Source organism: Alteromonas gracilis (assembly GCF_043642145.1).
Lineage (GTDB): Bacteria > Pseudomonadota > Gammaproteobacteria > Enterobacterales > Alteromonadaceae > Alteromonas > Alteromonas gracilis_B.
In genome coordinates, this window is record NZ_JBHZRZ010000006.1 from 101035 (window position 1) to 121926 (window position 20892).

Sequence of the window (20892 nt, forward strand, 5' to 3'; positions counted from 1 at the left end):
TTGGGCGTGTCGCTTAAAACTTCGTTTGTAAGGATTTTATCTTATGACAGAGACAACTACAGAACAAACCACAACATACACAGTACTGTTCGTTGATGACGAGCCCAATATTTTACGTGCCATAAAACGTGCGCTCTTCACGATGGACATTACGTTATTGCTTGCTGAAAGCGGCGCTAAAGCATTAGAACTTATGAAAGTGCATGATGTACATGTGGTTATCTCTGATATGAAAATGCCAAACATGACCGGCGCCGAACTTTTAGAGCATGTAGCGGTTACCTACCCCGATACTTTTAGGGTTGTACTTACTGGCTACGCCGATATCGAGTCTACTATTAAGGCTGTAAATCAAGGAAAAATACACAGATATCTACAAAAGCCTTGGGACAACCAAGAGCTAATTTCCACGGTAAGCGAAGGTCTAGAGCGGGTAAAATTAAAAGCAGAAAACTTGCGCTTACAAAAGTTAACACGCCTCCAAAACAAGAAGCTACGCGATATTAATGCATCGCTAGAACAAACCGTGCAAAAGCGCACCCGCCAAATTAAGGCGGTATTACATAAACTTGAAAAGCACAATCTAGCGTTAGAGCAAGTGCTGTTCAATGTGATCAGTATTAACCCTCACATAAACGGAAAATTCGCCATTGAAGTCAGTGAACTTGCATCAAAACTTGCGAAGTTAGCGCGTTTAGAACAAGGTGAGATTAAACAAGTACGCTACGCAGGTTTGATTTGTGAGTTGGGGCTACTCGGCCTCAATACAGGTGATTTCACAGCGCCGTTTTCAAAACTTAACTATCAACAACAGCAAAACTATTTATCTCAAACCAAACAAGCAGCTTTAATGCTAGCGCCAGCAGACGCACTTCACAGTGTGTCAGATATCATAGAGTTTCAGTTCGAGCACTATAACGGCTCTGGTCTTTACAAAAAAGTGGCTAAAGAAATTCCTGTCGGCGCACGTATATTGGCGATCGCACGCGACTACTGGCGCCTTGTAACGGGCAGAATGAGTGGCATTGAAATGACACCTCGCGATGCCAAACTTGAAATGAAAAAGCACAGAAATACTCGCTACGACGGCGAGTTTTTAGACCTGTTACTAGAAGCAGAAGATGTAACTACGTCAACGTTACTCGCCACATCAGTTAAAGCATCACAACTAAAACCAGAAATGGTGCTCGCCCAAAATTTGTACAACGATGCACATATCCTTCTTTTGCCTGAAGGGCATGTGTTTACTGAGGCAACCATCCAGAAGTTAATACACTTTGAGGAAGAACGCGGAAAAGCATTTAGTATTCAAATAGAACCAGAACAGGCTTCTTCGACTATAACTGAATAAGCTCTGTTGGCTGCGTGCGTAAGTCAAGGCACAGCTTTGTGACCTTCAAGTGAAGGTTGCGTTGCTCTGCCCCTTTAATTAGGCAGTACTACCCCCATTGATACACTAGATGAAATTCCTTGAAGCAAATTCCGGTCTTAGGAATACTCTAAAGACAGACCTGATTAACTAAGATTTGCTATGCGAGCGCACTAAACGCTGTTTAGCGCAGTACGTAGCTCGCCTAACCGACAAAGAAGGCTTTTTGAATGAAACATTTTGATTATATTTGCATTGGCGGTGGCAGTGGCGGTATCGCTTCTGCGAACCGAGCAGCTAAACACGGAAAGAAGGCCGCTATTATTGAAGCCAAAGATATAGGTGGAACGTGTGTGAATGTTGGCTGCGTTCCGAAAAAAGCCATGTGGTACGGTGCTCAAGTAGCAGAGGCTGTCCATCGATACGCGCCTGAATATGGATTCGATTTGTCGGTTAATCACTTCAGCTGGGCTAGCCTAATCGCCAGCCGACAAGCGTATATTGAGCGCATTCATGCCTCTTATGACCGCGTTCTCACAACCAACGACGTTACTTTGATCCGCGGATTTGCAAAGTTTATAGATAACAACACCGTGGAAGTTAATGGCGAGCAGTATACTGCTGACCATATCACGATTGCCGTTGGTGGACGCCCCATAATTCCTGATATAAAAGGCGCAGAGTTTGGCATTGATTCAGATGGCTTCTTTGCATTAAAAGAGCAACCTAAGCGCGCTGTGGTGGTAGGTGCGGGCTACATTGGTGTCGAGTTAGCCGGTGTGCTTCATGCACTAGGCACAGAATCACACTTAGTGGTTCGCAAGCATGCCCCACTTCGTAACTTCGACCCGCTTATTCATGAAACCTTAGTTGACATGATTCACGCTGAAGGTTGTAAACTGCACAACCACGCCAGCGTTGAAATGGTAGAAAAAGCTGAAGACGGTGAGCTGTCAGTGCATTTAACGAATGGCGAAGTAATTAAAGCAGACTGCTTAATTTGGGCAATTGGTCGGGAACCTTCTACCGATAAAATTGACATTGAAAATACCGATGTGGTGCTAAACGATGACGGCTCAATAAAAGTAGACAAATATCAAAATACGACTGCCAAAAACATCTACGCGGTCGGCGATATTATTGGTCAAGCAGAGCTAACACCAGTGGCGGTAAAAGCAGGCAGACTATTAAGCGAACGCTTGTTTAACGGTCAGAAAGACGCACATATGGATTATTCGCAGATTCCTACCGTTGTATTTAGCCATCCGCCCATTGGCACAATAGGTTTGACTGAGCCAGAAGCTATCGAAGAGTATGGCGAAGACAATGTAAAAGTGTACACATCAAGCTTTGCGTCAATGTACACAGCCGTTACACGCCATCGTCAAATGACCAAAATGAAGCTAGTGTGTACAGGAAAAGATGAGAAAGTGGTAGGCCTACACGGTATTGGCCATGGCATGGATGAAATTCTTCAAGGTTTTGCCGTAGCCATTAAAATGGGCGCAACTAAGGCTGACTTTGACGCATGTGTGGCTATTCACCCCACTAGCGCAGAAGAGTTTGTTACTATGTAGATCGCGTTCTGGAGTGTTAAACTGTAGCTGAGTAATTTCTGAAAAATGTACTACCCTTGAGAACTTCTTTGACTCATTTGGGGTAGTGCATGAATTATGTGATTTGATCAAATCCCTTCTCTGTGCTTCCCCTTTCGGTATCAATTAATGGGCATATTAAGCTGGAAGGAATTTCAACCTTTTATCATTCAGACCACGAATTCAGTAATTACTGTTTCTGCTAGCATGGTCTGCACGACCAAAGCACTTATTTCGCCATCAGCCACAATCAGTACGAGGCGTCGTTTAACATACTATGAGCCAAACACTTCAGGAAATTTAGCTTCGAGCTCTTCTGAGGGTAGCGGCCTGCAAAACAAGTAACCCTGTCCCTGTTCACACTTTAAAGCCTCAAGCATTTTTTGTTGTTGCATTGTTTCTATACCTTCGCACACTAATCGCAAGTTGAGTGACTTCGCCATTGTTTTAATGGCGGTCAAGATACTAAATGCTTGCTTGTTTCCACAAATGTCTCTGATAAACGCTTTGTCGATTTTCAATAGATCAAAATTAAAGCTTCTCAAATAAGACAAGCTTGAGTAGCCTGTACCAAAATCATCCAATGCTATCGTAACTCCCAAAGACTGGAGCGCTAAAATTGTTTTGTTGGCATTGACAACATTTTGGATGAGTGCTGACTCAGTAATCTCGAGTTCTAATAGGTGAGGGGGTACCTTGTACTCTTGTAAAGTCCTCGCAATGAGATCTGCAAACCCAGGAGCATTGAACTGAGAAGCACCAATATTAATTGCCACCCTCATTACCACATCACTCTCTAGCCACTTTTTCACTTGTAAACAGCTTTTGACTAGCACTTGTTCGCCTAACAACCTTATAAGGTTCGATTTTTCAGCGACTGAGATAAATTTATCTGGCGGTATTAGCTGTCCCTCATACCCGATTAAACGCACAAGCGCTTCTACGCCAACAATATTGCCTGATGTAAGAGAATATTTAGGTTGATAGTGAATAATTAATGCGTTTTCATCTAATCGCTGATGAAGCAGTTTTTCAATATTGACACGCTCTTTAAGCTCGTCGGTGAGGGTTTCGTCATAAAAAACATGCCCATTACGACCTTCGCTTTTCACTTTAAACATTGCTGCATCGGCATGCCGTATTAGGTCGTCAGCTGAGAGGGAATCAGTAGGGTAAATGCTGATACCCATGCTAAGAGTTAGGCGGTAACGCTCTTCTAATACACTGAAAGGTTTACTTACTTCCCTAGATATTTTAGTTGCAATTTTGTCAATTTGGTCATGGCTTGCACAATCAATAAGCAGCACAACAAATTCGTCGCCACCGATGCGTGAGATTACAGCTGAGTCATCACAAACCATTTGTAAACGCTTGGCTACCGACCTGATGACCTCATCCCCTTTTTCGTGGCCGATGGTGTCGTTTAAGTATTTAAAATTGTCAATGTCGAACATAAGAACAGCGACAAGGTGATTAGTGTGTCGCGCTCGCGAAATTTCATGCTTTAACCGGCTGTTAAGACAAACACGGTTCGGGAGCCCTGTCAGGTGGTCGTGATTAACAAGGTGAGTCATCTGATTGGCCATAGAAACCATGTCACTGATATTTTGAAAGGTAAGCACCCCCCCAATAAGATTAATATTCTCAATGTCGAAGAGTGGGCTCGCGGTGAGTTCAATTTGATATCGTTTTCCCTTGCGGCCCCAAAGCTCAACATCAAGTGACATGGTAATCACACGCTTTTGTGACATGGCAATATCAAGTGGGTCAAGCAAAGTAGATTTGTTTTCTGAATAGTTTAATTTGAGAATGTCAGTTATTGCCTTGCCTGTAGCTTCGGACGCAAGAAAACCTGTCAGTCGCTGGGCAACTGGATTTATAAATGTCACTTTTTTGCTGGTATCAGTGGCAATAACTCCATCGTCAATAGAGCGCAGTATTGCTTTTAGCTGTGTTTTTTCAGCATGGGTTTGATGTAACGCCGATTTTACAGATTCTGCTTGTTGCCTAATCACCATTTGATTCTTGATGCGCATTAGGCATACATTGGCGTGGATGGGTTTAGTAATAAAATCTACAGCGCCAAGCTCGAGCGCTTTGGCTTCCAGTTCCGGATCATGGTGAGACGTTATAAACACAAAACTCGCTGAGAGTAATGTGGGAATTTTTTGGAGCAGCTTACATAAGTCAAACCCGTTGATGTCCGGCATGTCAATGTCAAGTAGAACGATATCGGGCGTATGCTTTTCAGCCAATACTAATGCCTGTTGAGGCGAAGTGGAAGTCAAAACCTGATAGTGCGTGTGCAACGCACTTTTGATAACTTCTAGTTGAATTTCTTCGTCATCGACGGCGAGTATTAATGCATCACTGTTGTTTATAGACGACATGTGCTCTATCCCTATCCCTGCCAAATTTCCGTTTACATTAATAATCGCTGCACTGAGATTCAGAACTGCTAGTTAACGCTACTAATAGGCGTACTTTTAAAATTTAGCAGTATAGCTAGATTCACTCCTATTAGACAAAAGTATAACGAAGCAATGGATTGAGTAGAGTGAGGTTGCGATTGTATTCGCGTATCTCAAAGCTTCTGATGAGTTTGTGCTGAGTCACGCTTCTACAAAAGTGACGATGGTGAAATGAGGGACTTTATCCCTTTAGAAAAAAGCCCGCTCGTTAATAATGCGGGCCATTAAAGCATCTTTGCAACAATGTAGCTTTGTGAATGTAGCACCTTTTATACTTTTGGCTAATTTATGGCGTGATTGTGCTATCTCAATTATGTTTAAGATAGCGTTAGAAGGGCCTGATTTTTTAGTTGCCTTAGAAATAAGTGCAAACGGGAATCATGACAAACGCTGTGCAAGTAGCGCAAAAAGGGCGGAAATCTCAAATGGCTTGCCTAAATGACCATCAAAACCTGAATCAAGATAACTTTGAACTTCCTGCTCCATAACATTCGCAGTAATAGCAATGATATGCGCATCATTATATCGCTTTTTAATAAGTTGACAGGCTTTAGCCCCATCCATAATTGGCATTTGTATATCCATTAGTACGATATCAGGTTTATATCGATGGTAAGCCTCGATGGCTAATTGGCCGTTTGATACGACGTGGAGCATCGCTTTTGTATCTGCCACCATCGACTTCACAACCTCTTGATTTATCGAGTTATCTTCCGCAAGTAATATTATTCGACCACTTAAATCAGGTACAGCAGTCTTTGCTGGCTCCGGTGTGGCATCAAGGTCGTTAGAAGATGGGAGAAGAGGCAGAAATACGACAAACTTAGTGCCTACGCCCTCGTCACTTGAAACATCGATGCGGCCACCCATGAGTGTTACTAACTCATGAGTAATTGACATTCCTAGCCCTGTACCTCCGAATTCTCGAGTTGTTGAAACATCTGCTTGGGTGAAGCGGTCAAACAAAGTTTTCAGCGCACGCTTATTCATTCCGACGCCAGAATCTACAATGGAAAAAACTAAACCGCATTTGTCTTTTCGCTGTTCGGCCATTAGCTGAATGTCTACACTTCCTTGCCTCGTAAACTTAACCGCGTTGGAAATGAGGTTCATAAAAACTTGCCTAACTCGAACGGCATCACCGAACCAAAACTTAGGCATTGTAGATTGGTAATCAATGGTCACTTTTACGGCTTTTTCGTTTGCTTTAGGAAGTTCGTTCGACAAAATAGATTCAATCGTTCTTTCAATTGAAAACTCTGTTGTTTCTAAACTAAGCGAGTGGGATTCAATCTTTGTATAATCTAAAATATCATTGAGAATGCGCAGTAACGTCTTCGCGGAAAATATTGCTGTTGAGACAAGCCTCTTAGACTTATCTGGTAATGCTTCTCTTTCGAGCACCTGTAGCATACCGAGCACCCCATTCATCGGCGTTCTAACCTCATGACTCATATTAGACAGAAAGATGCTTTTAGCCTCATTCGCTTTTTCTGCCTGAGCTTTAGCCTGACGGAGCTCCTGCTCTACCTTCTCCTGCTCCGTGACATCTTGGATAACAGACCAAATAAGAGGTACGCCATCTTCGTTTTCTATTTTTACGCCGGAAAGTAAAACTGGATAGCAGTACCCATCTTTGTGAATATACTCTTTTTGGTAAGGCCCATAGCGACCAACTGTATTTAAGAGCTCCAGTTGTTTAGCTTCCTCTTCTTCGTATTTCGAAGGAGTCAACTCCCAATAGCTTAGCTCATTAATTTCATCGACACTGTACCCAGAAAATTTAGTAAACTCTTCGTTTACTGAAACAAACGATCCGTCATTAATTCGGTTTATCGCTATGCCAACGGGTGCCTGCTCTACAAACGCCCTGAACCTTTCTTGCTGAAGCTGAATAACTGACTCATACTTTTCAATTTCAGAATTGGCTCTAGTCACCGCTTCTTTTGACTGGATGATGTCTGAAATATCTCGACCTATCGCTAGTACCTGCGTGGTTCCCGGGGTCTCGAAAGCACTAAGTGAGACTAAGCATTGAAATGTGGTTCCATCAAGTCTTGAGTGAACCCACTGAAATAACTGAGCTCCCTTGGCAACTGACTCGGATATATAGGTTTTTGCAAGCTCAGTAGAGCGTGTTCCACAGGGTTGAAATTCCGGGGACAAATCAGCAGGGCTTAGTTGTAAAAAATCCTGCTCACTACTGACACCATGCATAGCAAGCGCTGCGTCATTACATTCGACAAACTTGCCCGTTTTTAAGTCGATTATTGAAAGCGCGTCAGCTGAAGTATCAAATAACCTTTTATACTTATCCCTCTCACGCCGAAGGTCGGTTAACTCACGTTTTAATAAAGCATTTTCATCTTGAATTGAGTACTTCTTACAACCATCCATTCCCTAGACAAACCTTCAAACATTCAATGTGATGCTATTTAGTGTAAATGCACATCGGGTAATTTCAATAAATTCCGTCATTTAAAAATTTTTATTTTTTTACAATACGTAGCGTGAGTGATAAATAGATTAATTATATTACACTCAGTGAAACCATTAGTGATTGCCACAAAGTTAACGGGGCAACATCGAGGCCCTTCTCCCGAATGCAATAAGAATCTTGCCTACTCTACCTTTAAAAAGGCGCCTGCGCGGAAATAATTACTAGTTTTATAAAAGGGATTTTATTATGAACCTACTTAACCTGAAAGCACACTTTCAAAACGAAGTTTCAGATATTGATGAGCGATACAGGGTAGCGCTAAGCCTTGCCATCGACCGTTAAATTGATAACGATTCATAAAACGAAGATGTTCCCATCGTGTTGGCCAGCAACGATGAGATGGTCAAAAAGCATGGGCAGAGGTAAAGCGGCAGCTTTGTGCGTTAAGAGGAAGTTAAAGCAAAAAATTTTGTTGATAAAAAGGCCAAAAACTACCGGTAGAATGAATCTTATCGGCAGTTTCGTTCGCAAAAATCTAAAAAATCACTTGGCTCTAGGGGCTTCGAAAAAAAATAGCCTTGAATCAAACCGCAACCCATTTCGACAAGCTGTTCAAGCTGACACTTTGTCTCAACACCCTCTGCTATGCACTCCATATTTAACTCTTTAGCCATATGAATAATCGAATTGCACAATGCTTTTGACTTTTTGCAACTGCTAATGTCATCAACAAAAGACTTATCAATTTTAAGCGTAGTTATCGGCAAGGATTTTAGATAAGACAGATTCGAGAAACCAGTTCCAAAATCATCTAATGAAAAGCTTATTCTCAAATCCGAAAGCGCATTAATTGCTTTAAGTGCCAACGTACGATCATAAAATATCGAGCTTTCTAGAATCTCGATATCTAAGGCGTCGCGGGGAATGTTACAATCCGAAATAGTTTGTTTAACATAACAATAAAAGTCATTAGATATGAGTGTTGAACCAGTGAGATTGATTGATAATTTGAGTGGCGCTTCTATGGTTTTACGCCACGCTGTCCACTGCTGGAGGGCTTGGTAAAAAATGAATTTTTCTAGTTGAAGCAGGCAATTTGTCTGCTGAGCAACTTCTACGATGTCCGTGGGGTCAACAAAACCCAACTTTGGATGGTTCCAGCGAAGTAAGCATTCGGCACCAACTATTAAATTTTCACTCGCCGTTATTTTCGGTTGATACACTAAATGCAAAGCATTGTTTTCTATCGCATTGTGAAGGTCTCTGGCGATTATTGTTTTGCGTTGAATCTGATTTTTTGTCTTGTCTCCGACGAATAGAAACTCTACATCTCTCGTCACTGCATGTTCTTCAATCGCTGTGTTTGCCAACCCTATAGCATCGCTGAACAAACCTTCTGACGTCTTTTGATTGACCACCGATACAACCAGAGAAGGAGATATAGCAGCAACTTTCGTATTGATTGGTAATGCGAGGGAGTGCTCTAAAGATTTTATCGTTGCATTTATACTTTCGTGAGAAATGTCAGAAAAAGAAACAAAAAAAGCGGTGAGCGTATCTTTCTGATCTCTGCCGACATAGATCTCTCCTACGTCCCTGAATGCCTCTTCAGTTCTGCCATAAACCTCAAACATCAAGTGATCAACAATAAAGTTCCCATAAGCTTTGCTGAGTGAGTTGATATTGCTTAAGGATATTTGCAAGACCCAGTAATTGTCATGACTCGACGTTTGCAGGATCGAATCTACTTTGTTTTTCAGCGTACCGTTGATAAACGCGTGCGTTATTGGATCTTTATTGTTTATTAATGCTTTTTTGGTTCTGTCTCTATTGTGAGATGTATCTGCAAGCAACTCTTTTCGTATCAAGCCAGCGAAGCGTAAAAGTTTGTTTTGCTCGTCTATAGGAAAATGTCTGGGTTTACTGTCGATAATACAAAGCGTTCCCAGCGGCAGACCATCGATACTACGCAGTACGGCACCAGCATAAAATCGTATATTCGGTTCATTTAGAACAAGCGGATTCAATTTAAAGGTGGGATGTTGAGATGCATCTTCGATGACTAAAATTTCATCTTCGTGAATTGCATGGGCACAAAACGCCTCGTCTCTGTGGGTTTCGTTCGCGGCAAGTCCACAATTCGACAAAAACCATTGTCGATTTTTGTCTACCAAGGAAACCAGAGCGATAGGCACGTTAAACACCTGAGCTGTCAACAGAGTAATATCATCGAACCTCGAAGATGAGGGAGAATCGAGGAGCATGGTATTCTTCAAAGCAGCTATACGGCTTTTTTCATCAACATGAAGCGGAGCGGAATAAATAGCCATTTTGTAAATAAAACTTTCTTAAAAAACATTCATTTGTCATTAGCCTAGCGTTTATTTCACCAACCGCAAGACTTTTGATCTTAAGCCTAAGTTTTCGCGCTTATAGGTCTGCTCGAATTTTTGAAAAAATGTCTTTTGAGCTTCAATTGTATTTGAAGTATGCAGAACTTATTGAAACCGTTTAACACAATGGGGGAAATAATAGCTTTCGCAGCTTTCTGAGATAGAGTAAGTATCGAATCAGAGTTCTGTTTCACATAACATTACTTGCCTTATGCTGTAAAGTATTCCTTAATATCAAAAAGCATGTTGGATTTATTGAATGAAGTCCGAAAGCAACCATATTATTCAAGCTTTTAAGTTCGCGCCATTACCAGTATTGATTTTCAACGAAGACGGAAACGTTAAGCTTGTAAACGAACAGTGGACGGAGATTACAGGCTATACTCCCAAAGATATTCCTACGATTTCTCGCTGGGTAGAGTTGGCATATAGAGACAATCGTAAGGAAGTACAAGCGGGAATTGAAGCTTTGTTCGAGAAGCACAGGGTTGTTAAAGAGGGCGAGTTTAAAATTCGTACAAAAAGCGGAGAACTTCGTACATGGGATTTTTCTTCCGGTCCATTAGGCGTAGATGAACAAGGGTGTCGAATGGCTATCAGCATGGCTGTAGATATCACCGAACACAAAGCACTGGAGAAGCAACTAAGAGACAGTGCGACCAAAGATAGCTTAACTAAGCTAACTAATCGAACTGAGCTTATGCGAAAGCTTAAAAAGGAAATTAATCGAGCGAAGCGTTACAATCATCCCGTATCACTAATGTTCTTAGACCTAGATAATTTTAAGCAAGCAAATGATACACACGGACATCTTGTAGGTGACAAGTTATTAATTAAACTTGCAAAAGTATTAGAAAACTCCTTGCGTGTATCTGACTTTACAGGTCGCTATGGCGGTGAAGAGTTCATCGTTGTTTTACCAGAAACCCGTAAAGATGATGCAATAGAGCTTGGCAAAAGATTGTGTAAGAGTATTTCGAAGGATAGTTTTGCGCTCGACGACATTACTTTAAATATGACAGCTAGTATAGGTATAGCTAGCTTTCCAGATGATGGAGAAAATTACTTAGAGATCATTGATGTAGCTGATGGCGCGATGTATGACGCTAAAGCTTTGGGAAAAAATCGGGTTCAGAGCAGCTAGTATCAGGTCGCCTCCGGCTACAGAAGCTTCGGGTAAAATTGATGGCTCAATTGATGAAACTCGTCGAGAGTGTTGAGTAGCTGAATGGTAATATTCATAACGCCTAAATGCCAAATCCCCCACCGCTACCCCACTCTAACTTTTTCTGGAAAATGCTGACCGGGTTCCTTTGAAAGAAGGGCTGATATACTTCTTAAAATTAGAAAATATGGAAAAAGCTTAGAAGGCAAGTGAATAAGCAGTTTCCAGACATCTTCCGTATGAACAACTAAATAGTAAGGATGTACTTTGACTAATCAAGCATCCACTGACCTTTATGCCAATGATATTTTCAATGGCAGCACATGTACTCGCCGCACGGTGGGTGCATGTACAAGCCATTTCTATCCAAAAGCGTTTTCCTAAAACCTAGAAGAACTCAACATCAAGGTATTCTTCCTCTTCTTCTGTGGTTGAAAACTCTGTGACGTGCACTTTCAGTTGCTCAGAAATTGCCGTTAACAGCGCATCAATCTTAATAAGGTCTTGATCGTCCTCTCTCGACTCCAGCTCTTTTTCAATTAAAGCCATGAAGAAAGACTCTTGCGCTTCAGTCATTTCTAGCTCATGGAAACTCGAGCGGATTTGCGAGGATACGCCTTGGATAATCTGTCGTTTTTCTGCATTTAAGCGCCTGAAACAAACCTGTACCTTATCAATCACATCATTCACGTCGGTGTTTAAATTGATCATCGTTTGTTGCTGCTGCAAACTCTTGAAACGAGCTTCAATGGCTGGAACCAGCTTTGCCCCCATATCAAGAATGGCGTCGTAAAGTACAGGATCATCTTTAGCAATGTTTTTCACCAGCAAACTAACGCAGGTGTCGTTGAGCATAAGTCTGCGGCCGAACCTGTAAATACGACCTTGATCATGAAGCACTTTAAACACTTTTAACGTAATGTCGTCGCAAGGGGTTAAGTCGGTGTCAATGGTTTCAACTTCACCTTCACTTCTAAATTGCAGTGCACAGTGCACGCCATTCAAACGAAGGGTGTTAAGCACTTTTTTGGCCATGCTAGCAGCGGAATCACACTGGTTTAAGGACGAAACAATTTCCATTCCTGTGCCATAAATGGCGGCTTGGCTTAAGGCCGTTTTGGTTGTTTCACGGGTTCTCTCATTATCTTTTTCCATCTGCGCAAGTGTCATAATCTGATGCTTTGCGTTAACGATGGTTTCGGTAAATGAAATTACATTGTAGGGCTTGATAAAGTAGTGTGACACACCCGCTTTAAAAGCTTCACGCATTGTATCGTCATCACTAATTGATGACATGACCATTACGACAGGGGGCTTCGTTTTGCTTTCTGTGTTCGCTTGGCAGAAGGCTGCCGCCGTATGCTTACCAACGTGCCAATTTGATAACACAATGCCGATTGACTGTTTATTAATAACTTCAAGCGCTTCGTCCATTGTCGACACCGTAATAATGTCGAATTCGTCTTCCAACGACAATGTATAAAGCTCTAATTGTGTTGCATCCTGCTCAACAATGAGAAGTTTCATAAACAACTCTCCTTTTTATTTACGGCTGCTACTCCAAGCCTATCCAAAAGAATTACCAAGAAATTTGATAACTACAAAAACACCAACTACGTTTTATATTCACAGAGAAATTATAGACTAAAGTATACAGAGCAGTTCAAAAAACAGCGACGAAACTAGGTTCGGCTACAACCTGAAAAAGTAAAGGAGTGCTAAATGAACAAGACAATATTAATTGTCGATGATTCACCGTCAGTGAGACAAGTGGTTGAATTTACATTAACCGAGGCTGGCTACAACGTAATAAGCGCTGATGATGGCGCAACAGCCTTAGAACTTCTAAACGGTCAAAAAATCCACCTTATTGTCAGTGACGTTAATATGCCAATTATGGATGGGCTGACTTTTGCTGAAAACGTTAAAAAAAACGAGGCTTACGCATTCACGCCTATCCTGATGCTTACCACCGAGTCAGGTAAAGAACTGAAAGAAAAAGGCAAAGCCATCGGGGTCAAAGCGTGGCTTGTTAAGCCGTTTAAACCCAACCTTCTGCTCTCTGCCGTAAGCAAACTTGCGTAGGTTTTCGCTATGGCTTCTTACTCTCTCCCTGCAGAGTTAACGGTGTATACGGCTGATGAAATTCAACAGCACTTGCTTGCATTACTATCGGATGCCCCGAAACTCGTTACGCTTGATAGCGGTGCAATTGAGGAAATCGATAGCTGTGGGATTCAGCTTCTTATCCATTTCACTACCCTTTGTGAAAGTAAAAACGTTAACGTCCTCATTGATAGCCCGTCTAGTAGTCTGGTTGAAGCTACCACGTTGCTCAATGTTAACTATGCTCTGTCACTTAATTCGAAGGTAGCGCATGATGAACTTGATTGATACGTTTCTTGAGGAAGCCGAAGAACATCTCGCAGCCATGGAAGCGGCGCTGCTGGAGCTTGAAGAGAACGATGTCTCTGATGATATCATCAATACGGTATTTCGTGCTATTCATACTATAAAAGGTTCCGCAGGCATGGTTGGTTTAGACCATGTGTCTTACTTTGCACACCACGTAGAGAGCTTTTTGGATGCGCTTCGCGCACATCAAGTGTCTTACAAACCAGACATGGTAGCAGTACTCATCGAGTCTAGAGACCATATTGATACACTCATCCATAGCCACGTTTCTAATGAGCTTATGGCTGTCAGCGAACAGATCATCGCGAAAGTAAAAACATGGTATAGCGATACCTCTTCAGAAGAAGTCTCCTCGTCAGATGTAACGGTGGAAGGAAGCAATGACGAAGGGTATTGGAAACTACAATTCACACCTCACGCTGAAACGTTTAAAGACGGTTTCGATGTATTACCTATTATTCGCGAATTGAGCGAACTTGGGGAGTGCGTGGTGTCTACAAGCCTCAACCCACGCGAAAATTTAGAATTTGAGCCAACAATGTGTCAGCTCTCTTTCGTTGTATTGCTAGATGGCAACATAGATGAAGCTTCAGTCATGTCTGCATTCATGTTTGTAGAAGATGAGTGGCAGATCGAATGTGACTTTCATTCCTTAGAGGAAAGCAGCAGATTAGGAGACATCCTTGTGTCAATGGGCGCGGCAGAAGAGTCGACCATTGAGGATACACTGGCTGACAAACCAAAAGTCGGTGAACTGCTTACCGAGCGCGGCGTGGTGTCTGAACGAGATGTGAAACAAGCGCTTGATCAGCAAAGTTTTGTTGAAACGAAACAAGTACAAAGCGCTAAAAAGCAGGCGAACGTAAAAGTCTCTGCAGATAAGCTTGATAAACTATTAGATCTTGTCGGTGAGCTTGTCATCGTTCAGTCTGCGGTTAACCAACATGCCGAAAACCAAAGCGATTTATACCTAACGAATATTGGTGAAGAGCTGAGTAGACTAACCACAGAAATACGCGACACAACCTTCGGGATCCGAATGCTCCCCGTTGGCTCTACTTTTGCTCGATATAGAAGGCTCATTCGCGACCTCAGTCAGTCGCTCGATAAAAAAGTTCAGTTGGTTACCAAAGGCGCTGACACCGAGGTCGACAAAATGGTACTTGAAAACCTTAACGACCCGCTTATACACCTGTTAAGAAATAGCATGGATCACGGTATTGAAACGCCCCAAGTCCGCCTTGATGCTGGCAAAGAAGAGACCGGTACCATTCTACTGGAAGCCAGCCATAGAAACGGCAAAGTCAGTATAGTAATCAAAGATGATGGCGCAGGACTGTGTACAAAGAAAATTAAGGAAAAGGCACTTAAAAACCGACTCATTCAGCCTGACGACGTGCTCAGCGATCACGACATTCACCAACTTATTTTTGCGCCAGGTTTTTCTACCGCCAGCGAAGTCTCTGACGTCTCAGGTCGCGGCGTGGGTATGGATGTGGTTAAAACGTCCATCGAGAATATGCAAGGCAGTTTAATTTTACACAGTGAGGAGGGGAAAGGTACTTCAACAGAGATTTTATTACCTCTAACGCTGGCCATAATCGACGGACTGATGGTGAACGTGGCCAATGAAATTTTTATCATTCCACTTTCAACTATCGAAGAGTGCGTTGAAATAAACCAACCTAAAAGTCGTCGAGAAGATGGTGCGTTGTTGGTAAAAACAAGGGGAGAGTTAGTCCCCGCCATTTCGCTTAGAAGCCATTTTTCGATAAGGGGGGATTTTCCCCCTTACCCTCAATGCGTCATTGTAAACTCAACTGAGAGTCGTTTTGGCATTATGGTCGATAGCGTCATCGGCCAACATCAAACTGTCATAAAAAGCTTGGGAAAACTTTATCACAATGTTCGAGGCCTGATGGGAAGCACAATATTAGGAAATGGAGATGTAGCCATGATTATTGACACTACTCAACTTTTCGAAGATGTCATTTTGCCTCGACAAGAAAATTCCTTCACGGAGAAAAGCTATGTTGACGAAAATTAACTTAAATTCACTCGTCGTCGCTGGTTTTAGTATCTTATTGATACTGTTGTTACTAAGTGGTGGTTATGCCGTAATATCCGCATCAGGTCTAAACGATGCTTTGAGCAACGTTATTGACGGCCCTGCTGAGCGTGTAAAGATAGCGGATAGAGTAAAGCAGTCTACCCTTACGCTAGCTGGGCAAAGCAGAAAGCTTATCCTCGCCAAATCTCCTGAGCAAATGAAGCGTATCCAAACCGTCATTTCTAATGAGCAGCAGCGATTAGATGAACGCATCGCTGCACTGGAAGCCATAACACCCGTAAGCGCCAAACCTCGCCTTCAAAAAATTGCATTAGAGGTCGACACCTACGGCGAAATTCTTGAAGAAGTGATCACCCTTGCGTCACTGAATTCCAATGCAAAGGCAAGGCAAATTAGTGAAAACCAAGGTGCAGATGCCTTCGATGCACTGCTGGCAATAATTGCTAATATAAAAACCGCAATTAGAGAGAGCGCCGCGCGCACCGGCGTTACCCAAGCTAATCAACAACAACGTGAATATCTAGACAACATTTCAGAACTTGCAGCACGCTTAATTCGTCAAGAAAAGAACTATATTCTGGCGACCAATCCACAGCGTTTAACTGAAGTAGAGCAAGACATAAATAACTTACGCTCTGATCTGAACACCGAAATTCAGAGGCTTGCCTCCAGCGTAACCTCTTCACTTACACCAGTAGTTAACGACTTAAAAAGCACTGCGACCACTTACCTTAGCTTTCAACAAGACGTTGTTTCGCTCTCTAAGGAAAATGGCAACAATCGCGCTTTCAAGCTATTGAGTGAGCAAGGTGAAAACGCAATCGACAATATTGAAGCCCTTGTTGGAGATATTGCTCAAGACAACGACACTCAGCTGGTAGACGCTATCGCAGCAACAGACAACGAATACGTGTCAATTAGACGAAGCCTTCTCATCGCTGCGACTATTTCCTTACTTCTGGGAGTGATTATTTCTTTTGTCGTATCAAAACGCTTGAAAGAAGTGTCGAAAATTGTTTCCGAAATTGGTCAAGGTAACTTGAACAACCAGTTCAAAGCTGGGTATAGCGAGAAAGATGTGTATACCAGCTTGAGCAATATGAACACCAAGCTCACAAACATAGTGAGCGACATTCAACAGTCTGCCGAAAATGTATCATCGGGAAGCAGTGAACTTGCCAGCACGGGCCAACAGATAGCGCAAGGCGCAACCGAGCAGGCTGCGTCACTTGAAGAGGTTGCCTCTTCTATGGAAGAAATGTCCTCTAATATTGCACACAGCGCAGACAACGCGAAACAAACGGAAAGTATTGCGCAGCAGTCTGCAATAGAAGCACAGGAATCGGGAAATGCGGTAAGAAATTCCGTTTCGGCAATGCAAAACATTGCCGAAAAAATAAGTATTATCGAAGAAATTGCTCGCCAAACGAACCTGCTTGCATTGAATGCCGCCATTGAAGCTGCTCGCGCAGGCGAACACGGTAAAGGCTTTACCGTTGTTGCAGCAGAGGTGAGAAAACTGGCTGAAAGAAGTCAGCATGCGGCGTCTGAAATTGTCGATTTATCAACAGAAACGCTTACCGTATCTGAGCGTGCTGGAAAAATGCTCGACTCGTTAGTACCCAACATTCAGAAAACAGCCGAACTAGTGCAAGAAATAAGCGCTGCGTCGGTTGAACAAGACAAAGGGGCAGCAGAAATTAATAAGGCGCTTCAAGAGCTTGATCAAGTCGTACAGCAGTCGGCAGCTTCCGCTGAGGAAATGGCATCGACGTCAGAACAGCTTAGTGCGCAAGCACAACAGCTAACTGCCTCAATGTCGTTTTTCACCATTGACGATAGCAATCCCCCTTCTTCGCCTCCAAAGGCAAGGCCCGGCAATACCTCAAGAACGCTACCAGCACGCACAACAACCTACTCACCGTCTAGTGGTAGCACAGGCGTAGATATTTCGCTAGATGATGACGATGGCTTTGTAAAATATGGAAATCAATAGGAGGGCTCCGTGGAAACACAAGATCATGTTGAAACGTTACAAGTGCTCTCTTTCGTACTAGACGGTGACTTTTTCGCTATCGGGATAGATAGTATTCAGGAAGTAATTGAGTATAAAAATGTGACTCGCGTTCCTCGTTCTCCTGAGTTTATGCAGGGCGTAATCAACCTGCGCGGCCAAGTAATTCCCGTAGTTGATTTGCGCGTTCTTTTTTCTATGCACGTGTCAGAAGTCACCTTAGACACGTGCATTATCATCATAGATGTCGACGTAGACGGTGAAGAAAACCCCATAGGCATTGTCGCTGACAGTGTAAAAGAAGTTGTCGAATTCAACGTCTCCAAGATACAAGCAGCCCCTAAAATAGGATTATCAGTAGATAATCGGTTTATTTACGGCATGGTGGAGCAAGAGCATAATTTACTCATTCTGTTAAGCATTCAACAAGTTTTCAATGCTGATGACATTCAACAACTTCTTGTTCCTGTAGAGGATACGGTGGCCGTTGAGGAAGCCGATGCCTGAAAGCACAATAAGCTATGACAGTTTAAGTGATAGAGATCATACTCGTGTTTCTCAATTTATGGACAGGCACGCGGGTATACAGTTACCGAAGAATAAAAAGAACCTTATTGAAACCCGTTTGCGTAAACGTCAGCGGGCATTAAATTTCAAAACACTGTCTGAATATATTAAATTTGCGCTCGAATCCTCTGAAGACGAACAAATCCATCTTATTGATTCACTCACTACAAATAAAACAGAGTTTTTTAGAGAAGCGAGCCATTACGACCACTACATCTACTATCTACAAAGTGTGCCTAGTAACACACAAGTTAAGATTTGGAGTGCCGGTTGTTCAAGTGGTGAAGAGCCCTACACCTTAGCGCTATTGGCATCTGAACATCGTCCTCAAAGTACGGCAATATTCGCCACGGATATCTCTGTTAGCATGCTGCAACGAGCTCGCCGTGCCATATACCCACACTCAAGCATATCCTCTATCCCTCTGACAATGCGCAGGCGGTATCTCCTAAGAAGAAAAACCGAAGCTGCAGACGAAATAAAGATATCAGCGCCAGTTAGACAACTTGTTAATTTCGATACGTTTAACCTTATTACAAGTAGCTACAAAAGCTTGCCGGTGTTCGACATCATTTTTTGCCGAAACGTGATGATTTACTTTAATGCGCAGCAACGAGAGTCCATTATCCGGCAGTTCTGTAACCGACTGAAACCTCAGGGTTTACTTTTTATAGGTCATTCAGAAACTTTGAATAATGAAAAACCGCACTTACGCGCCGTTGCACCAACGGTTTATCAACGGGAGTCGACATGACAAATGCGCAGCCCATTAAATTAATGCTAATTGATGACTCTGCACTTGTGCGCCAAGCATTTACTTCGCTCTTTGAAAAAGTAGATGACATTAAGGTGGTAGCCGTCGCGCCAGATCCCTTTATTGCGGTTGAAAAACTTAAAAAAACGGTGCCAGATGTGATACTTCTCGATGTTGAAATGCCCAAAATGGACGGCGTCACCTTCCTGAAGAAGCTAATGGCGCAGCACCCCATTCCCGTTATTATCTGCTCTACCTTGGTTGGTCAGCAAAGTGCTACCCATATGGCAGCATTAGAGGCAGGTGCGGTCGACATTATTCCTAAACCGTCTGTCGGTATTAAACAATTTGCACAAGATGCAGCCACCATACTTTACGACGCGGTACGCGCTGCATCTAATGCAAAAATTAAGTTAATTAAAAAGCAGGCTAAGCACGTTCAAAAGCTGAAAGCAGATGCAGTCATTGCTCGAAAGCCAACCTCAGCAATGCATGAAACCACAGACAAAATAATATGCATTGGAGCGTCAACAGGAGGGACTGAAGCCATCAAAGCCGTGCTAATGAAAATGCCACGAGACTGCCCAGCCATCGCAATAGTTCAACACATGCCAGAAGGATTTACCGCCTCCTTTGCCAAGAGGCTGAATGATCAATGTGCAATTTCTGTAAGCGAAGGAACTCATGGTATGAGCCTGTTACGAGGGCATGCCATCATTGCGCCTGGTAATCACCACATGACGATTCGAAGAAGCGGTGCCAAATACTTTGTTGAGATTAAAGACGGGCCTTTAGTATCTCGGCATCGGCCTTCGGTGGACGTACTATTTCGCTCTGCCGCCAATACTGCGGCAAGTAACTCAGCTGCTGCCATCCTCACGGGAATGGGAGATGATGGTGCGCAAGGGCTTTTAGAGCTACGCGAAAGTGGCGCTGTTACCTTTGCACAAGACGAGGCCACAAGCGTTGTTTGGGGAATGCCGCGAATGGCTATTCAAAAAGGTGGGGCAGAAAAAGTGATTGCGTTAGAGAATGTTGCCCAGTACTTGTTAAAAGCATCCGGCTATGCAAGCAAATAAGCGCAAAAATAGTGAACGTAATTATGTTGTCTTACACGCGGGAGAATTGTTGTTTGGCAAGGGAGACAAAACGGTGAGCACGGTTTTAGGCTCATGTGTATCCGTCACCTTATTTCACCCAAAACTCAAATATTCTGGCATTTGTCACTTTGCGTTGCCTTACCCTAAAAATAAAGACAAGGATGAATTTGATCCAAGGTACGGCTCAGCATGCTTTGCCCTTTTTCAGCTTAATGCTAAAAAATTACACGTTAAACTGAACGAGTTTGACGCAAACATTATTGGAGGCGGAAACATGTTTGACGACCCAACCAATACATTTATCGATTCTTCTGAACGCGACACCGTAGGGGAAAGAAACGCAAGAATGGCCCTAGAACAAGCAACAAAACTTCAGCTTAATATTCAGAGCATAGATGTAGGTGAATTTGGGTATCGAAAGCTAATATTCGATACAAAAACGGGCGAACTAACTGTGACGTTTAATCCTAACGCCTTGTCTTAACAGAGAAAGCGTTCACCCAATCTTTACTTATTCATCAATATTTAAATAAGCTGG

15 protein-coding genes are annotated in these 20892 nt (G+C 42.8%); 11 read left to right on the top strand and 4 right to left on the bottom strand.

Going from position 1 to position 20892, the window contains the following annotated elements:
* The first annotated feature begins 43 nt into the window (after positions 1-43).
* Positions 44-1351 carry a response regulator c-di-GMP phosphodiesterase, NosR family gene (gene nosR / locus ACHUFN_RS13210; protein ID WP_394222873.1) on the top strand — a complete coding sequence of 436 codons (1308 nt, stop codon included), beginning with the start codon at positions 44-46 and terminating at the stop codon, positions 1349-1351.
* A 248-nt stretch (positions 1352-1599) separates the two neighbouring features.
* Complete coding sequence (gene gorA / locus ACHUFN_RS13215; RefSeq protein WP_394222874.1) at positions 1600-2946, top strand: glutathione-disulfide reductase; 1347 nt, start codon at positions 1600-1602, stop codon at positions 2944-2946.
* A 293-nt stretch (positions 2947-3239) separates the two neighbouring features.
* Here gorA and ACHUFN_RS13220 read toward each other — a convergent pair whose 3' ends face one another.
* From ACHUFN_RS13220 to ACHUFN_RS13230, 3 genes are all read right to left on the bottom strand, one after another.
* Positions 3240-5354, bottom strand: coding sequence for a two-component system response regulator (locus ACHUFN_RS13220; protein ID WP_394222875.1), 2115 nt, complete (start codon positions 5352-5354; stop codon positions 3240-3242).
* 459 nt (positions 5355-5813) lie between these two features.
* Positions 5814-7832: a PAS domain S-box protein gene (locus tag ACHUFN_RS13225; protein WP_394222877.1), complete on the bottom strand. Its 2019-nt coding sequence runs from the start codon at positions 7830-7832 to the stop codon at positions 5814-5816.
* Positions 7833-8384: 552 nt separating this feature from the next.
* Complete coding sequence (locus tag ACHUFN_RS13230; protein ID WP_394222878.1) at positions 8385-10205, bottom strand: EAL domain-containing protein; 1821 nt, start codon at positions 10203-10205, stop codon at positions 8385-8387.
* A 322-nt stretch (positions 10206-10527) separates the two neighbouring features.
* Here ACHUFN_RS13230 and ACHUFN_RS13235 point away from each other — a divergent pair, with 322 nt between their 5' ends.
* On the top strand, positions 10528-11412 hold the full coding sequence (locus tag ACHUFN_RS13235; RefSeq protein WP_394222880.1) for a diguanylate cyclase: 885 nt from the start codon (positions 10528-10530) through the stop codon (positions 11410-11412).
* 408 nt (positions 11413-11820) lie between these two features.
* On the opposite strand, the gene ACHUFN_RS13240 is transcribed toward ACHUFN_RS13235, so the two are convergent.
* Entirely contained in the window at positions 11821-12960 is a 1140-nt protein-coding gene (locus ACHUFN_RS13240; RefSeq protein WP_394222882.1) for a response regulator, read from the bottom strand.
* 195 nt (positions 12961-13155) lie between these two features.
* Between ACHUFN_RS13240 and ACHUFN_RS13245 the strand changes: the two genes are divergently transcribed.
* The 8 genes from ACHUFN_RS13245 to ACHUFN_RS13280 are packed head-to-tail and all read left to right on the top strand — an operon-like array spanning position 13156 to position 20838.
* Positions 13156-13518, top strand: coding sequence for a response regulator (locus ACHUFN_RS13245; protein ID WP_394222883.1), 363 nt, complete (start codon positions 13156-13158; stop codon positions 13516-13518).
* A 9-nt stretch (positions 13519-13527) separates the two neighbouring features.
* On the top strand, positions 13528-13827 hold the full coding sequence (locus ACHUFN_RS13250; RefSeq protein WP_394222884.1) for an STAS domain-containing protein: 300 nt from the start codon (positions 13528-13530) through the stop codon (positions 13825-13827).
* Positions 13811-15895 carry a chemotaxis protein CheA gene (locus tag ACHUFN_RS13255; RefSeq protein ID WP_394222885.1) on the top strand — a complete coding sequence of 695 codons (2085 nt, stop codon included), beginning with the start codon at positions 13811-13813 and terminating at the stop codon, positions 15893-15895. Before ACHUFN_RS13250 ends, ACHUFN_RS13255 begins: the two co-directional genes overlap by 17 nt.
* Entirely contained in the window at positions 15879-17915 is a 2037-nt protein-coding gene (locus ACHUFN_RS13260; protein ID WP_394222886.1) for a HAMP domain-containing methyl-accepting chemotaxis protein, read from the top strand. The genes ACHUFN_RS13255 and ACHUFN_RS13260 overlap by 17 nt, the downstream gene beginning before the upstream one ends.
* Before the next feature lie 9 nt (positions 17916-17924).
* Entirely contained in the window at positions 17925-18440 is a 516-nt protein-coding gene (locus ACHUFN_RS13265; RefSeq protein WP_394222888.1) for a chemotaxis protein CheW, read from the top strand.
* Positions 18433-19254 (top strand): CheR family methyltransferase, encoded by an 822-nt coding sequence (locus ACHUFN_RS13270; protein ID WP_394222889.1) that lies wholly within the window; start codon positions 18433-18435, stop codon positions 19252-19254. Before ACHUFN_RS13265 ends, ACHUFN_RS13270 begins: the two co-directional genes overlap by 8 nt.
* Positions 19251-20333, top strand: a complete 1083-nt coding sequence (locus tag ACHUFN_RS13275) for a protein-glutamate methylesterase/protein-glutamine glutaminase (protein WP_394222891.1) — start codon at positions 19251-19253, stop codon at positions 20331-20333. Before ACHUFN_RS13270 ends, ACHUFN_RS13275 begins: the two co-directional genes overlap by 4 nt.
* Positions 20320-20838 carry a chemotaxis protein CheD gene (locus ACHUFN_RS13280; RefSeq protein ID WP_394222893.1) on the top strand — a complete coding sequence of 173 codons (519 nt, stop codon included), beginning with the start codon at positions 20320-20322 and terminating at the stop codon, positions 20836-20838. Before ACHUFN_RS13275 ends, ACHUFN_RS13280 begins: the two co-directional genes overlap by 14 nt.
* Positions 20839-20892: the final 54 nt, after the last annotated feature.

Excerpts from the sequence above, each read along its gene's own strand:
- nosR (WP_394222873.1), top strand. The coding sequence starts at position 44 with ATGACAGAGACAACTACAGAACAAACCACAACATACACAGTACTGTTC.
- gorA (WP_394222874.1), top strand. The coding sequence starts at position 1,600 with ATGAAACATTTTGATTATATTTGCATTGGCGGTGGCAGTGGCGGTATC.
- ACHUFN_RS13220 (WP_394222875.1), bottom strand. The coding sequence starts at position 5,354 with ATGTCGTCTATAAACAACAGTGATGCATTAATACTCGCCGTCGATGAC.
- ACHUFN_RS13225 (WP_394222877.1), bottom strand. The coding sequence starts at position 7,832 with ATGGATGGTTGTAAGAAGTACTCAATTCAAGATGAAAATGCTTTATTA.
- ACHUFN_RS13230 (WP_394222878.1), bottom strand. The coding sequence starts at position 10,205 with ATGGCTATTTATTCCGCTCCGCTTCATGTTGATGAAAAAAGCCGTATA.
- ACHUFN_RS13235 (WP_394222880.1), top strand. The coding sequence starts at position 10,528 with ATGAAGTCCGAAAGCAACCATATTATTCAAGCTTTTAAGTTCGCGCCA.
- ACHUFN_RS13240 (WP_394222882.1), bottom strand. The coding sequence starts at position 12,960 with ATGAAACTTCTCATTGTTGAGCAGGATGCAACACAATTAGAGCTTTAT.
- ACHUFN_RS13245 (WP_394222883.1), top strand. The coding sequence starts at position 13,156 with ATGAACAAGACAATATTAATTGTCGATGATTCACCGTCAGTGAGACAA.
- ACHUFN_RS13250 (WP_394222884.1), top strand. The coding sequence starts at position 13,528 with ATGGCTTCTTACTCTCTCCCTGCAGAGTTAACGGTGTATACGGCTGAT.
- ACHUFN_RS13255 (WP_394222885.1), top strand. The coding sequence starts at position 13,811 with ATGATGAACTTGATTGATACGTTTCTTGAGGAAGCCGAAGAACATCTC.
- ACHUFN_RS13260 (WP_394222886.1), top strand. The coding sequence starts at position 15,879 with ATGTTGACGAAAATTAACTTAAATTCACTCGTCGTCGCTGGTTTTAGT.
- ACHUFN_RS13270 (WP_394222889.1), top strand. The coding sequence starts at position 18,433 with ATGCCTGAAAGCACAATAAGCTATGACAGTTTAAGTGATAGAGATCAT.
- ACHUFN_RS13275 (WP_394222891.1), top strand. The coding sequence starts at position 19,251 with ATGACAAATGCGCAGCCCATTAAATTAATGCTAATTGATGACTCTGCA.
- ACHUFN_RS13280 (WP_394222893.1), top strand. The coding sequence starts at position 20,320 with ATGCAAGCAAATAAGCGCAAAAATAGTGAACGTAATTATGTTGTCTTA.